Below are 15,321 nucleotides of genomic sequence, written 5' to 3'. Positions count from 1 at the left end.
GCAATAAAAAGAAGCCGCTTCATAAATTAATTATGAAGCGGCTTTTTCTGGTTTAAACTGTAAGTTCCTGAAGGTTATACGTTAAACAACCCGTTCCGCTCTTGCTCCTGGTAGTTTTGTACGGTTTCAATGGCATTGCTTATTACATCGCTCAGGGCTGTGATGAATGTACCCGGTTTGGCCAGGCTCATAGCATGCTTAATGGCATCTACTTCTTTTGGCACCACTTCAAAAGACTTGTTATGGTCAACTGATTTTATACCTTCTATCAACAGTTCAAGGATATTTTCTGCGGTACGGCCGCGCAGATGTTTTTCCTGGCGGAGGATAATATAATCAAACATTTCTGCCGCTATTTTACCCAGCTCGCGGATATCGTCATCGCGCCTGTCGCCGGTACCGGCTATGATACCGATCTTCAATGGCGAATCAATATAGCTCAGGAATTGTTTTATACCGTTAAACCCATCAGGGTTATGTGCAAAATCAATCATGAAACGGAAATCCTTAAACTCAAAGATGTTCATCCTGCCCGGTGTTTGCGCTGCAGACGGGATAAAGGTTTCAAGCGACATTTTGATGTCCTCGGGTTTAAAGCCGTGTAAGAAGGTAGCCAGGGTAGCCGCCATTACGTTATCTATCATAAAAGCAACTGTGCCCCCAAAAGTAAGCGGGATAAGAATGGTGCGCTGTACGCGGATCTTCCAATCGCCTTTTTGTATGGTAATGAACCCGTTTTCGCAAACGCAGGCAATACCGCCTTTTTTGCAATGGGCAATCACAACCGGGTTGTTTTCGGTACGGCTAAAATAGGCCACGTTACAATCGGCTTTTTTGCCAATCTCTACGCAATACTTATTATCAGCATTCAGCACTGCCCAGCCATCTTTTTTAATGGAATTGATAACCACGCTTTTTACACGTGCCAGATCATCAAGCGTATGAATATCTGATATGCCGAGGTGATCTTCCTGTATGTTGGTTATTACGCCAATATCGCAAAAGCCAAAGCCCAGGCCCGATCTTAAGATACCGCCGCGTGCGGTTTCCAGTACGGCAAAATCAACCGTAGGGTCTTTTAGTATAAATTCGCTGCTTACCGGGCCGGTGGTGTCGCCCTTCAGCATCATATTATTTTGGATGTAAATACCATCAGATGTGGTAAAGCCCACCCTGTGCCCGTTATTTTTTACAATGTGCGCTATTAAACGGGTGGTAGTGGTTTTGCCGTTGGTGCCGGTAATGGCAATAATAGGGATCCGTGCCGATTTGCCCGGAGGATAAAGCATATCAATAACATGCCCGGCTACGTTGCGGGGCAGGCCTTCACTCGGGGCAATATGCATCCGGAAACCTGGTGCGGCATTAACCTCCAATACCACGCCGCCATTTTCGGTTAGCGGTTCGGTGAGGTTCTCGGCCATTATATCTATACCGCATATATCCAGCCCAATTATTTTAGAGATGCGTTCGCAGATAAAAATATTCTGCGGGTGCACATGGTCGGTAACATCAACAGATGTACCACCGGTGCTTAAGTTGGCGGTCGATTTTACAAATACCTTTTCGCCCTCAGCGGGGATGGTATCCAAGGTATAACCTTTCTTTTCTAACAGGTCAAGGGTATCGCGGTCAACATCAATAAGGGTAAGCACATTCTCGTGCCCGTAGCCCCGTCGCGGGTCAGAATTTTCTTTATCAATTAATTGCTGAATGGTCAGTTCGCCATCGCCTTTCACATGGGCCGGATCGCGCAGGGCGGCGGCTACCATTTTATTATCTATCACCAGCACCCTAAAATCATAACCGGTTATAAAGCGCTCTACAATTACCTTGCGCGATATGCGGGCGGCAAATTCATAAGCGGCAATAGCATCTGTCAAATCGCGTATGTTAATGCTGATGCCGCGGCCATGGTTACCATCAAGCGGTTTAAATACCAGGGGGAAGCCTATCTTGCTTACCGCCTCAACCACTTGTTCAACACTGCTAATGGTCATGCCTTTTGCAACCGGGATGGCCTGCTCCTGTAACAAGCGCTTGGTTTCATCCTTGTTGCTGGCAATATCAACGGCAATGCAGCTGGTCTTCTCCGTCATGGTGGCACGGAAACGGACCTGGTTCTTGCCGTAGCCCAACTGCACTAATGATTGGTTATTCAATCTTATCCAGGGGATATCGCGTGCTATAGCCTCTTCTACTATTGACCCTGTACTTGGGCCCAAACGGGTATTTTCGCGTATCTCGCGCATTTGCTGTATGTCGGCTTCCAGGTCGTACTCTTCACCGGCTATCAGGGCCTCGGCAATACGCACGGCGCTTTCTGCCGCAAAAACGCCAACTTTCTCTTCCAGGTATGCAAAAACCACGTTGTAAACGCCCGGCGTTTTGGTTTCGCGGGTGCGGCCAAAACCGGTGTTCATGCCGGCAAGGGTTTGTATCTCTAAAGCAATGTGTTCAATTACGTGGCCCATCCAGGTGCCGGCAATTACACGCTCAAAAAAGCCACCCGGTACACCCGGCGAACAGCGGTGCGAGTGAAGGCTGGGGATAAGATCTTTCATGCGCTCGTAAAACCCGTCAATGGTATTTGTTGGGCGTTGCTCCATCTCCTCCAAATTCAAACGCATCTGAATTAGCTTCTTGCGGTTAACACTCCATAGGTTAGGCCCGCGTAGTACCTGTATATTTTCAATCTTCATAAATGCGCTTCAAAATCAGTTAAGGAAATTCTTTTTAAATCTAAAGAACTTATCAAGTTAATAAAAAGTTTCGGTTGAAAAATGCAGTATTATTAATTAAATCACTCGTTTTAAACGATTTTTATTTTAATTTGTATAAATTGATATAAGAATTATGATTGCCCCAAAAGGAAAACTGGTTATTATAGGTGGTGCTGTTGATATGGGCAGTAATGTAAGTGTGACGGAGCATATAATGCAGCCCCATTACATAAAATTCTTTGAAAAAGGCATACTCAAGCGCATTATTAATGAGTCTGATAAGCAGGAAGCATCTGTGGTTGAGGTAATTACCACGGCATCGCAAATACCCGAGCTTGTGGGCCACGAGTATATAAAAGCCTTTAACCAGCTAAGTGTTACCCATGTAAATGTATTGCATATAAAAAGCCGCGAAGATACCTCTAATCCTGAATTTTTAGAGCGCATCCGCAAAGCGGACGTAGTAATGTTTAGCGGCGGCGACCAGCTGCGCCTGACCGCTATTTTTGGCGGCACCCAATTTTTGCAGATCCTGAAGAAACGCTATAACGAAGAGAATTTTGTAATTGCCGGTACATCTGCAGGGGCGGCGGCGGCTTCAACCCATATGATATATCGCGGGCAAAGTAACGAAGCGCTGATAAAAGGCGAAGTGCAGATAACCGCCGGATTAGGATTTATAGATTCTGTTATTGTTGATACCCACTTTGTACAACGGGGCCGTATTGGGCGTTTGCTGTATGCTGTTGCTACCAACCCGGGTATTTTGGGAATTGGTTTAGGGGAAGACGCCGGTTTGCTGATAACCGAAGGCGCTATGATGGAAGCAATTGGTTCCGGATTAATAATGCTGGTTGATGGCACTAATATAGTGGAAACCAACGTTTATGATGTAGAAATAGGCGACCCCGTTTCTATTGAAAACTTAAAGGTTCATGTAATGTCTATATTTGATAAGTACGACCTGCAGCAGCAGCGCATGATCATTAAAAAAGCAGTGAAGGTAGAAGAGGGCGTTTTTATAACCGCTCCGGATAGTAACAACTTATTGCAATGAAGCTAATCATACACGGGGGTTTTTTTAGCGAAAGCGAAACCAACCAGGAAGTAAAAAAAACTAAGCAGGATGCCCTGAGAGAAATTGTGCAGCTTGGCCATAAACACCTGGAGAACCACACCGCGGCCCAAACGGTGGTGTATACCGTAAGATTGCTTGAAGATTGCGACCTGTTTAACGCAGGCACCGGCTCACAAATACAAAGCGACGGAAAGATAAGATTAAGCGCCTCCCTGATGGATGGCAAAACCCAAAAATTTTCGGGCGTTATTAATATTGAGAATATTAAAAACCCTATTTGCCTGGCAGAGAAACTGATGGAATATGACGACCGCGTTTTAAGCGGTAAGGGCGCCAGTGATTTTGCTGCCGAGCATGGCTTTAAATATTATAATCCCGAAACACCGCAACGCCGTAAGGAATATGAAAAAAAACTAAGCGATTCTATCCGTTTAGGTACCGTGGGCTGCGTAGCACTTGATATGTATGGCGATATAGCGGTGGCAACCTCAACCGGTGGTAAAGGCTTTGAGATACCGGGCAGGGTGAGTGATTCGGCAACTACAGCGGGCAACTATGCTAATGCCCTTGCAGGTGTATCATGTACCGGCGTGGGCGAAGATATTGTGAGCGGTTCTGTTGCTGTAAAAATTGTTACCCGTGTTACTGACGGTATGCCCCTTTATGTGGCTACAGCAAAAACCCTTGATGAAATGAAGGCCTATGATGGCTTCGCCGGAATAATAGGTATCTCAAAAGCAGGCGATATTTACCATGCCGATACACACCCATATATGGTTTGGGCCCTGCATGATGGTGAGATTGAAGTATTTGAATAATTAAGTCTTCCTGCTTTTAATCTTCGCATCCGGTTGTGTACGGCGACTTGTTGGTGTTGTCACCACTGGTGTGGGAAGGCGAAAAAAGCAGGGATAGGTGCGATTCCCTCCCAACGGAGGGTGCAGGGAGGGGTTTATGAGATAGGTATTGGCGTAAATAACCCCTACCCGCCACTTCACAAACAGCCGCACCCTTCCCGAAGGAAGGAGTCTTGGCGTAAATCAAATTTTCTGCCGTTGTTGGTGACAACACCAACAACTTTTAATCTTCGTATTCTATAATGCATGGCGGCTTGTTGGTGACAACACCAACAAGGGCGTAACCCTGATCTTTGCATCCGCCAAGTACGGCGGTAGGGGGTTATCGCAGCAATAACAACGTTGGCGCGGCGCGGCATTTTTCCTGTTTGGATAACAAATTTTAAACACTATCTTCGATTTACCCGCACTGACCATGCGGGGAAGTGTTCTCCGATTAACTCAAACTGAAAGGTAGGCGAGTGTTTATCGAACGGGATAGGTTTACATCGGGATCAGTGCTCAGGCTATCTAAACCTTTTATATTGCTACTACTTATATGTTTTTTGCCGATCAAATTATTAGCCGCTATAACCGCGTATTTAACAGAGAACGGGAGATTCTCGAACGCACGCGTGTGGGGATACTGGCCGTATGCCTGCTAACCTTTATTGGTTTAACCAGCACTTTAATCATATTGTACCTCTTTCAGGAACGGAATTTCCTGCTGATAAGGATGGGGTTCTTCCTGGCGCTTTTTCTCACCGGTTTGGCATTGCTCCTGTTCAGGCGGCCCTGGAGCCTGGCCGGGCATTTCTTTATCATTTGTATCACGCTTATGATCTGGTCGGGCATATTGCTGTTCCGGCAGAGCCTCAACGTCGCCACGGCCGAACTGGTGCTGCTTGTGCTTTCGGGTGGTTATTATATCCTCGGCAGCAAATGGGGCACTATCTATTCACTGATCAATATCGCCGCGGTTATCAGCTATATCATCCTGGATAATTATATAGGAATTTCCCTGCCAACCCAGCAGCTCATCATCAACCGGCATGCCGGTATGATAGGCCTGGTGTGTAATTTTTTGTTGCTGCTGTATATACATTATGCTTTTTTCCGGGCCTTTAAAAAATCGCAACATAAGGAGATCGAACTGCGGAACCATCTGCAAAAATCCCTCGCCGCAGAGCAGGAGCAGGCTGCCGCCAAAACCAATTTCCTGTCAACCATGTCACATGAGCTGCGCACCCCGCTAAACGCGGTGATAGGCATGACCCATATCCTGCACATGGAAGGCCCCCGGCCCGATCAGATCGAACACCTGGATATCCTGCGATTCGCGGCTGATAACCTGATGGTCACTGTGAACGACATCCTCGATTTTAATAAAATTGATAGCGGCGCGGTGGTGCTGGAAAGCCGGCCATTCCAACTGGCAGAACTAATTAATAACGTTTGCGGCTCTTTTAGGGCCCGGGCTGCGGAAAAGGGCGTAAAATTTGACTGTAACATTGACAAGGAGGTTAACGGCCAGACCATGCTGGGTGACCCCAACCGTTTAACCAGCATCCTGTTTAACCTGATAGGCAACGCGGTTAAGTTTACCAACGCCGGCCATGTAAGGGTAGAGGCGCGGCTGCTTAGCAAAACCGAAACGACGGCCAGCCTGCGTTTGCGGGTAGAAGATACCGGTATCGGCATTCCGATAGACCGGCAGGACCGGATCTTTCAGCCATTTACACAGGTGATGTCGCGCACCAACCGCCAGTACCACGGAACAGGGCTGGGTTTAACCATCGCTTACCGGCTGCTTCAACTGCACAACAGCCGGCTGGAACTAAACAGCGCTGAAGGCATAGGTACCACTTTCAGCTTTGAGCTGACCTACCCGCTGGCAGAAACGGTGGCGAAAAAACCTGCGGCAAAAGAGCCGGCCACAGCACCCATGCTCCATCTCCGTGTCCTGGTGGTAGAGGATGAGCCGATCAATATACTGGTCATCACCAAGATCCTCGGCAAATGGGGTATCGTTCCGGAGTTGGCCGTTAACGGCAGGGAGGCGGTAGACATGGTGATGGAGCTGGATTTTGATGTTGTGCTGATGGATATTAATATGCCTGTAATGGACGGGCTCGAAGCCTCAAAGCTGATCAAAACCCTGCCCGACCGCAAAAAAGCGGCCACGCCTATAATCGCGGTAACCGCATCCATAGGAACGGCTGTGGAACAGATAAACGATTTCCCTTATATTGATGACTGCCTGCTCAAGCCCTTTAAGCCGAATGATCTGCTGAAAAAGCTTCAGAAACTGAAGACCGTACAGAATAGGGTTATTGATTGATGGCAAATGGGTTTTTTAACTTGATTATTTAGGCTAAAGCCCTGCTCATTTATTTCTGTGCCGTTATTGGTGGCAACATCAAAACCGGGTCATGCTGAATTTATTTCAGCATCCCATCAGGAAGGTTATCCACTTTACAAACAATTCATAGCTAAGCATTCATTTTTACTTTGCAAGTGAGATGCCGATATGCATCGGCATGACCACTCATTTTATTTCTTCCGAAACACCCTTCAATAAAATTGATGTTTTAATACTATCTTGGCTTTTATCAAATTAATGCTTCACTTTTAAACAATACTAAGTTTTACTGTAAATGAAAAAACCCTATTACCTGCTGTTATTTGTGCTGATGCTATCGGCAGCGGCTAAAGCCCAAACCCATTGGGTAACAAAAAACCTGGACGAAAACCTGTCGGTAAAATTCCCCGCCGAACCCGAAAAGACGACCAAGAACGGCATTGATATTTATACCCTAAGGGAGGCTGACAGTCTTGCATACAGTGCTAATATGATAGATTATAAAGTTATGGTTCATTTAGATTCGGCCGCCTTAGCGCCGGTGAAGGATACCCAGCAATTTGCTGATCAACTGAAGATGGGTATAGCGTCGAAAAAGACAAACTATACCTTTGGGGATATCATAATAGGCAAATGGAACACATATACCACTTATAATGTTTCCGCGTCTGACAAAATTAATAAGAACACGTTATTGATTCGAATGATATTTATTGGCAGCAAAATGTACTCCCTCTCGTGCCGGGTACCCGCTAACCTGGTTACCAAAAATAACGAAGTGTTTTTGGGTTCGGCCGAGATATTGAAGAAATAAAAACGGCCTCGTGCCCTTTGCCTGGCTCGGGTATGCAGCACAGAGCAAAGATCTGGAGTGCTCCTGACTAAATCAAGCTTGCAAAATATTGGGAACGTGTAATAGCAATATCCTTGGGTTGGCATTATCACCAACATTTATACGCAGTAGTGGTGCGGTGATAACACCGACCACAGGCTGAATCTTCATATCCCGTTATGCATTGGCGGCTTGTTAGTGACAACCAACAAGGGCGGAAAAACAACCAGGTCATGCTGAATTTATTTCAGCATCCCATCAGGAAGGTCATCCACTTTACAGATAATTCATAGCTAAGCATGTATTTTACTTTGCCAGTGAGATGCCGATATGCATCGGCATGACCCCTTATTTTATTAGTGTAGCGCGGTGATACAGTAAGATTAAAAGAAGCGGCGGGTTGTGCGATTCCCCTCTTGAGAGGGGTGGAGGGGTGTGTCCTTCCCCCACACTGGTCTAAGTTTAGCATAGTGTAACTTAGACCTAAAATTTTGAAGCTTCCAGCTTCCGAAATGGTTAAGCTGAAAGCTTAACACATTTTAGGACGAAGTTTGTAAACTTCGACCAGGAGGGTAAAGTCTTTAAAAAATTTACGTTCCAATAATTTTTTAGATAAAAAAGAGTTAAATTACGAAAAGTTAAAGTTTTGTCAATCATATGAATATATTTTATATTTGTATGATTTGCGTCCCTGTTAATTAAACTATAGCCCGCGAAATATTAAATGCGATACATCATTTTAGTTATCCTTTGTGCCATTAACCTTTCAGCTTCGGCCCAATGGTGGCGAGGCGATTTTAAAAGCCACAAAAGGTTACCGGCCATTGCCCAGGTTAAACATACGCCCATTAAAAAAGGGGCTACTGCTGCGGCTTTTACAAAAGTAAAGCTAAAAGCAGTGCCGCTTACACGTACAGCATACAACATTGAAATTTCAGAAAAAGCGGTCATGAAAATGGCGCAGCATAATATGCGTTACCGCGAATATGCGTTGGCCAGCTATAACTTTAGCGAACTGGCACAGTTATATGTGCTGGAAAACCGTTTGTCTGAAGCTAAATGGTATTACCTGCAAAGCATTTATCTATCAAAAAATAAAAGCGATAACCCGCACACCATTAGCAGCCTTATTAGCCTGGCAATGGTTAAGGCAGACCTTGGCGACCTCACACAGGCACAGCAGGACCTGGCAGAGGCCCGCGAACTGGCGTTTACTACCGGCCGTACAGATGATGTAAAACTGATTGATAAGAAAGTTAAGTTTGTACAAAGCAATAAAATTTGGTTGCCTAAATCAGAACTTCGTTATGCCGAGGCAATTGACCCGCTAACTAAATCAAAGTAAATCTCTTACAGGTAACTTTGTAACATTTGCGTAAAATGGTTATCCTATTATAAAACAAACCAAACATTATTGTAATATTGTTATTGAATATACAGTTATAATATGTAGCGGGACGGCTTTTAAGCTGTCTCTTTTTTTATATTGCAAATATTAAAAACAGGCACAAGTATTGATGTATCACCCAGATTCCGATTTAAATAGTGTAAAAGATATGTTTAAGAAATTATATTTATTGGTGGTATTAGCCGCCGCGCTGGCGTGTAATGCCGCGCCAACGAAACCCGTACATGACAAAAAAGCTGGACCAAATGATCTGCAGCCAGACGAACAGCAAAGTATAGTTTGCAGGCAGGTTGCCAATTTGGTGGCCAATTACAACTATAAAAAAGTTCCCTTAAATGATTCTATATCAGCAATCATATATGATCATTACCTGAAAAAGCTTGACGAGAACCACAGCTATCTTTTAGCAAGTGATGTTAAGGACTTTGACAAATACAAAACCGTTTTTGATGATGACATTAAAGCGGGTAACCTGGAGAACGCGTTTTACATATTTAACGTGTTCCAAAAACGGTATACCGAATATGTGAACTTTTCTATCGCGCAGCTAAACAAAGAGTTTGATTTTACAAAAAATGAAACCTTTACTTATGATCGCGATAGCCTGCCTTTCCCCGCAACAGAAAACGAAATTCACCAGCTTTGGGCACAGCGTGTAAAGTACGATCTGTTGAACTTGCAGCTAACCGGTAAAACCTTAGCGGCTAACAAAGAGACTTTAAAGAAACGTTACACAAACATATTGTCGCAATCAAACAAGCTTTCAAACCAGGATGTGTTCCAGGCGTTTATGGATGCTTTTACCGAGGCGATAGACCCGCATACCAACTACTTTAACCCATCAAACGCGGCCAATTTTAATATTGATATGTCGCGCTCTTTAGAGGGTATTGGCGCTACACTGCTATCAGAGAACGAATACGTTACTATAAAAACAATTGTAGCGGGCGGCCCTGCTGATAAAAGCAAGCTGGTAAACGTTGATGACCGTATAATTGGTGTTGCACAAGGCAAAACAGGCGCCTTCCAGGATGTTGTAGGCTGGAGGATAGAAAACGCTATAGCACTGATACGTGGCGCTAAAGGAACTTTAGTGCGCCTGCAGCTATTGCCAAAAGGTAATACCGCTACTGGCAAAGTAAGGACCATTGAACTGGTACGTGATAAAATTATCTTAAAAGATATCTCGGCCAAAAAAGAGATCCGTACTTATAACAACAATGGTAAAACAGTTAAGATAGGTGTTATTTCTATCCCTGCTTTTTACCTTGATTTTAATGATTATAAAGCCGGTAACCCTAATTACAAAAGCACAACCCGTGATGTTAGGCTGATATTGGATACCCTGAAACGCGAAAATGTGGATGGCGTAGTTATTGACCTGCGCGAGAATGGCGGCGGTTCATTAATGGAAGCTATTGAGCTAACCGGTTTGTTTATTAAAACCGGCCCGGTTGTACAGGTAAGAGATGCCCGTAACCAGGTAGAGGTTGACCCTGACGAAGACCCTGCCATTGCCTATTCAGGCCCGTTAGCCGTTATGGTTGATAGGTTTAGCGCATCAGCATCAGAGATCTTTTCTGCTGCTATACAGGATTATGGCCGTGGTTTAATCTTAGGTACACAAACTTACGGTAAGGGTTCGGTACAAAATGCTATTGACCTTGATAAGGTGATCAATCCAAGCATTAAAGAAAGGCTTGTTGCACTTGCAGGTAAATCAAAATCTGTAGCAACCGGCAGCCAGAACAAATTTGGCCAGCTTAATTTAACAATAGCAAAATTCTATCGCGTTAGCGGTGGCGCAACCCAGCATAAAGGTGTGTTGCCTGATGTTGAGTTCCCATCAGTTATTCCGTTGGATAAGTACGGTGAGGATACCGAACCATCTGCAATGCCATATGATGTAATTGCTAAAACTGATTTTACTAAAGCGGGAGACTTTACTCCGGTATTACCTGAGTTGAAGAAACTGCATGATCAGCGTATGAGAACCAGCGATAGCTACAAATACTTATTGGCTGATATTGCTGATATGAAAAAACGCGAGAACGAAAAAACGATCACGCTGAACGAGGCGGAGCTAAAGAGGAAGCGTGATATGGATGAGAAAGTAGCTTTAGAAAAAAACAATGCGCGCCGCACCGCCTTAGGTTTGCCAGCTTTAAAGAAAGGCCAGATAAGACCTAAGAACGAAGACCTTGACTTCCTGAAACGCGAAGCCGGCCAGATCCTGACAGACTACATTACACTTGACAATAAAATAAGCAGTGTAATAAAAAAATAAAATCGGAGACATAAAATCTTGTCTCTCTTGTTCCAAAAATTTGAAAGAGGCGCGATATCCGCGCCTCTTTTTTTTATGCTGAAATTTTTAGAGCAAACTGCAAAATATGCTGTGTTTTTTAAAGCAAACCAGAGAAAATTAGAGATTTTTAGAGGTTTTTTACTGATTTGGGGCAAACCATAGCAGTTAAAACCAATTTGGTTTACAAGGGTTATAAATACACTATGGCCAAACCGCTGCTTGAATTTACCGACAGGGGGATCTACTGTGAAAAGGGACGGTTTTATATCGATCCCTGGAAACCGGTGGATGATGCCATCATTACCCATGCCCATGCAGACCATGCCTACTGGGGCCACAAGCATTATCTAGCCCATCATTTATCCCGCGAAGTTTTACTTTATCGCCTGGGCTACATTAACTTACGCACAATTGAGTATGGCGAAAAGATAGTGAAGAACGGTGTACAGGTCTCTCTGTTCCCGGCAGGCCATGTTATTGGCTCGGCACAGATCCGGGTGGAATATAAAGGTGAGGTTTGGGTAGTATCAGGCGATTATAAAATTGAGGATGATGGTATATCCACGCCTTTTGAACCCATTAAGTGCCAGCACTTTATATCTGAATGCACCTTTGGGATGCCGGTATATTCCTGGAAGCCGCAAGCCCGGATCTTTGCCGACGTAAATAACTGGTGGCGCACCAATCTCCAAAATGGGGTTGCTACGGTACTTGTAGGTTATTCCTTAGGCAAGGCCCAGCGCATCCTTCAAAACCTTGATCTGGATAACGGTAAGGTTTATACGCACGGTGTTATCGAAAATACCAATGAGGCCCTGCGTCGAAATGGCGTGATACTAAACCCAACAGAAAGAATAACCCCTGAATCATCAAAAGAAGAGGTGCGTAAAGGATTGATCCTTGCCCCACCGTCGTCTGTAGGCACTCCCTGGATGCGAAAGTTCCAGCCGTATAGTTTTGGCTATTGCAGCGGCTGGATGGCCCTGCGCGGCGCTAAACGCCGCCGTGCTGCTGATAGGGGGTTCATCATGTCTGACCATGCGGATTGGAACGGGCTTATTAGCGCTATTGATGCCACAGGCTGCGGAAAAGTTTATCTTACTCATGGATATACTGCCTCATTTGCCCGTTACTTAAACGAGATAGGCTTTGATGCCCATGAGGTACATACGCTTTATGGCGGCGAGGAAGAAGAAGAAGCCTCACCCCAGCCCTCTCCAGAGGAGAGGGGGCCAACTGATGAAGAGAAAAATGAAAAAATGCATAAAGTCCTCTCCTTTGGAGAGGATTTAGGTGAGGCTGGGGAGGCAACCACATGAAAGCATTTGCCCAGCTTTTCCTCTCGCTTGACGAGACCAATAAAACCAACGAAAAGGTTAAGGTATTGAAAGATTACTTTATAAAAGTACCTGATACAGATAAAATGCACATGCTGGCGCTATTTACCGGCAGGCGGCCAAAAAGGCAAATCAATTCAACCTTAATACGGAACTATGCTATTGAGGCATCAAATATACCGCCCTGGTTATTTGAAGAAAGCTACCACGTTGTAGGAGACCTGGCCGAAACCATGTCATTGCTAATGCCCGAAAGCCTTAACAGCAGCAGTAAAACGCTAACCGAGTGGATTGCTGAAATAAACCAGCTGGGCGCTAAAACAGAAGAGGAACGCAAGTTATGGCTAATGGATTCATGGGCTATGCTGGATAGCCAGGAACGTTTTGTATTTAACAAGCTGCTTACCGGTAGTTTTAGGGTTGGGGTATCACAAAACCTGGTAATAAAAGCGCTTGCAGATATCACCGGTATTGATGCACCCGCCCTTACACATCGTATAATGGGTAGCTGGATGCCTGAAGATTATACTTATGACCAGCTGATACAGGAACAAAATGCAGCGGATAATACATCAAGGCCTTATCCTTTCTTTTTGGCATATCCCATACAGGAAACATCTGAAAAAAGGAAGAATGCGGAAGAAATTAACACGGCCTTAGGTGCAGCAGATGAGTGGCAGGCCGAATGGAAATGGGATGGTATACGTGCCCAAATGATAAAACGCGATGGGCAGATCTTTATCTGGAGCAGGGGTGAGGACCTGGCGACTGAAAAATTTCCGGAGCTGCACCCTTTTTTGAATGCCCTGCCGGATGGTACTGTTTTAGACGGCGAGATCCTTAGCTTTCAGAATGGATCGCCTATGTCCTTTAGTGTGCTGCAAACCCGTATAGGGCGTAAAAACTTGAGTAAAAAGATCCTGACAGATAGCCCTGTTGCGGTTATTGCTTATGATTGCCTGGAATATAAAGGCGAGGATATCCGCTATAAAACACAGTCGGAACGCCGGGTTATATTGGAAAGATTACAACAGCAAACGGAGTTTTCAGAGGTGTTCCGTATCTCATCACTCATTAAATTTGATAATTGGCAGGAGCTGGAAACCATCAGGGAGCAATCGCGCGCTATGGTAGCAGAGGGTATTATGCTGAAACGCAAGAGCGCCACCTACCAGGTAGGCCGTAAGCGTGGCGATTGGTGGAAATGGAAGATAGACCCGCTGTCTGTTGATGCGGTAATGATATACGCCCAAAAAGGCCATGGCCGGCGTGCCGATTTGTATACCGATTATACCTTTGCTGTATGGGATGGCGATAAACTGGTGCCATTTGCTAAAGCCTACTCCGGCCTTACCGATCAGGAAATTAACAAGGTAGATTATTTCATCAAACGGAATACTCTTGAAAAATTTGGTCCGGTACGTACGGTAAAACCCGAGCTGGTTTTTGAAATAGGTTTTGAAGGTATTAATAGGTCAACCCGCCATAAATCGGGCATTGCTTTGCGTTTTCCGCGTATATTGCGCTGGCGGCATGATAAGCCTAAAGAAGAAGCCGATACATTAGAAAGCTTAAAAGCCTTATTAAATGAGTAATATCTTACACATACTAAATGGCGATGCCACATTAGGAGGCTTTGAACAAACCGGCCTTGAAGGTAACGTAATGGTTTGGCGCGAGGCTTTATCTGAAGGCCCGGTATCAAAAAATGTTTCTTCTGCTGATTTTTGGGAGAAGCGTTCTGAATTTATTTGCAAAGCTTTTGATGAAACGCCCGAACACTATCATGATAGGATGATTGTTCATCTTGAAAAATTAAACGAGCCCTATCATGAAATAAACTTGTGGTTTGAGTATGATCTGCATTGCCAAATAAACCTGTTAGGCGCCATGATGCTACTTGAACAGCAAACCAATTTATCCGCACCGGCCATTTACTTGATTTGTCCGGCCGAATTTCCAGGCATCGAAAACTTTGGCGGTATGGGCGAATTAAATGGCGGGCAACTGGAATACCTGTATGATACCATCCGGGTGCAATTAGGGAAGTATGACTTTACCCTTGCCACCCAGGCATGGAATTTATATGTAAGCCATAATGCCGAAGCCTTAAAAGTATGGCTGGATGAAACACTATTTTGGGGAAACCTGCACCAATTGAAACTGGCAATGCAGGCGCATTTGAAACGTTTACAGGTTAATGAAAATGGTTTAAATTACATCCATCAAAAACTGCTTGATATTTATAAAAGCGGCATCACCAATAAACACGAAATCTATAGCGCCTTTTGGCAAACCGAAAAGATCTATGGAATGGGCGATAGCGAGCTGGATATCTATCTCAGCTATCTTGCCCATCGCGGATATATACTTGAACGATAGCTACTTCGCCGCCACCACTATAGTTGGCGACCGCTCACTTTCATTCTTTAACCTA

At 44.7% G+C, this 15,321-nt stretch carries 10 protein-coding genes; 9 read left to right on the top strand and 1 reads right to left on the bottom strand.

The genetic code is table 11. The annotated features are described in order from the left end of the window. Positions 1-74 precede the first annotated feature (74 nt). Positions 75-2,702: a cyanophycin synthetase gene (gene cphA, locus WC743_RS20640; protein WP_373015125.1), complete on the bottom strand. Its 2,628-nt coding sequence runs from the start codon at positions 2,700-2,702 to the stop codon at positions 75-77. 154 nt (positions 2,703-2,856) lie between these two features. On the opposite strand from cphA, the gene WC743_RS20635 reads away from it, so the two are divergent. The 9 genes from WC743_RS20635 to WC743_RS20595 all read left to right on the top strand — a co-directional run bounded on the left by WC743_RS20635 (position 2,857) and on the right by WC743_RS20595 (position 15,266). Further along, positions 2,857-3,780: a cyanophycinase gene (locus WC743_RS20635; RefSeq protein ID WP_373015123.1), complete on the top strand. Its 924-nt coding sequence runs from the start codon at positions 2,857-2,859 to the stop codon at positions 3,778-3,780. Beyond that, positions 3,777-4,619, top strand: coding sequence for an isoaspartyl peptidase/L-asparaginase (locus WC743_RS20630; RefSeq protein ID WP_373015121.1), 843 nt, complete (start codon positions 3,777-3,779; stop codon positions 4,617-4,619). Before WC743_RS20635 ends, WC743_RS20630 begins: the two co-directional genes overlap by 4 nt. 577 nt (positions 4,620-5,196) lie before the next feature. Then, complete coding sequence (locus WC743_RS20625; protein ID WP_373015119.1) at positions 5,197-6,978, top strand: ATP-binding protein; 1,782 nt, start codon at positions 5,197-5,199, stop codon at positions 6,976-6,978. Between the two features lie 316 nt (positions 6,979-7,294). Next, complete coding sequence (locus WC743_RS20620) at positions 7,295-7,813, top strand: hypothetical protein (RefSeq protein ID WP_373015117.1); 519 nt, start codon at positions 7,295-7,297, stop codon at positions 7,811-7,813. Positions 7,814-8,555: 742 nt separating this feature from the next. Next, positions 8,556-9,176, top strand: a complete 621-nt coding sequence (locus WC743_RS20615; RefSeq protein WP_373015115.1) for a hypothetical protein — start codon at positions 8,556-8,558, stop codon at positions 9,174-9,176. 211 nt (positions 9,177-9,387) lie between these two features. Then, on the top strand, positions 9,388-11,526 hold the full coding sequence (locus tag WC743_RS20610) for a carboxy terminal-processing peptidase (RefSeq protein WP_373015113.1): 2,139 nt from the start codon (positions 9,388-9,390) through the stop codon (positions 11,524-11,526). Between the two features lie 224 nt (positions 11,527-11,750). Beyond that, positions 11,751-12,866, top strand: coding sequence for a ligase-associated DNA damage response exonuclease (locus WC743_RS20605; RefSeq protein ID WP_373015111.1), 1,116 nt, complete (start codon positions 11,751-11,753; stop codon positions 12,864-12,866). After that, positions 12,863-14,479 (top strand): ATP-dependent DNA ligase, encoded by a 1,617-nt coding sequence (locus WC743_RS20600; RefSeq protein ID WP_373015109.1) that lies wholly within the window; start codon positions 12,863-12,865, stop codon positions 14,477-14,479. Before WC743_RS20605 ends, WC743_RS20600 begins: the two co-directional genes overlap by 4 nt. Then, positions 14,472-15,266: a DUF1835 domain-containing protein gene (locus WC743_RS20595; RefSeq protein WP_373015107.1), complete on the top strand. Its 795-nt coding sequence runs from the start codon at positions 14,472-14,474 to the stop codon at positions 15,264-15,266. The genes WC743_RS20600 and WC743_RS20595 overlap by 8 nt, the downstream gene beginning before the upstream one ends. Positions 15,267-15,321 lie beyond the last annotated feature (55 nt).

The sequence above is a fragment of the Mucilaginibacter sp. genome (assembly GCF_041660805.1).
Lineage (GTDB): Bacteria > Bacteroidota > Bacteroidia > Sphingobacteriales > Sphingobacteriaceae > Mucilaginibacter.
The sequence above is the reverse complement of the archived record's forward strand: the minus strand, read 5'-3'. Positions and strand labels throughout refer to the sequence as shown.

Bases quoted from the DNA above. Each gene is read 5' to 3' on its own strand.
- cphA (WP_373015125.1), bottom strand. From the start codon at position 2,702: ATGAAGATTGAAAATATACAGGTACTACGCGGGCCTAACCTATGGAGT.
- WC743_RS20630 (WP_373015121.1), top strand. From the start codon at position 3,777: ATGAAGCTAATCATACACGGGGGTTTTTTTAGCGAAAGCGAAACCAAC.
- WC743_RS20605 (WP_373015111.1), top strand. From the start codon at position 11,751: ATGGCCAAACCGCTGCTTGAATTTACCGACAGGGGGATCTACTGTGAA.
- WC743_RS20615 (WP_373015115.1), top strand. From the start codon at position 8,556: ATGCGATACATCATTTTAGTTATCCTTTGTGCCATTAACCTTTCAGCT.
- WC743_RS20625 (WP_373015119.1), top strand. From the start codon at position 5,197: ATGTTTTTTGCCGATCAAATTATTAGCCGCTATAACCGCGTATTTAAC.
- WC743_RS20610 (WP_373015113.1), top strand. From the start codon at position 9,388: ATGTTTAAGAAATTATATTTATTGGTGGTATTAGCCGCCGCGCTGGCG.
- WC743_RS20595 (WP_373015107.1), top strand. From the start codon at position 14,472: ATGAGTAATATCTTACACATACTAAATGGCGATGCCACATTAGGAGGC.
- WC743_RS20620 (WP_373015117.1), top strand. From the start codon at position 7,295: ATGAAAAAACCCTATTACCTGCTGTTATTTGTGCTGATGCTATCGGCA.
- WC743_RS20600 (WP_373015109.1), top strand. From the start codon at position 12,863: ATGAAAGCATTTGCCCAGCTTTTCCTCTCGCTTGACGAGACCAATAAA.
- WC743_RS20635 (WP_373015123.1), top strand. From the start codon at position 2,857: ATGATTGCCCCAAAAGGAAAACTGGTTATTATAGGTGGTGCTGTTGAT.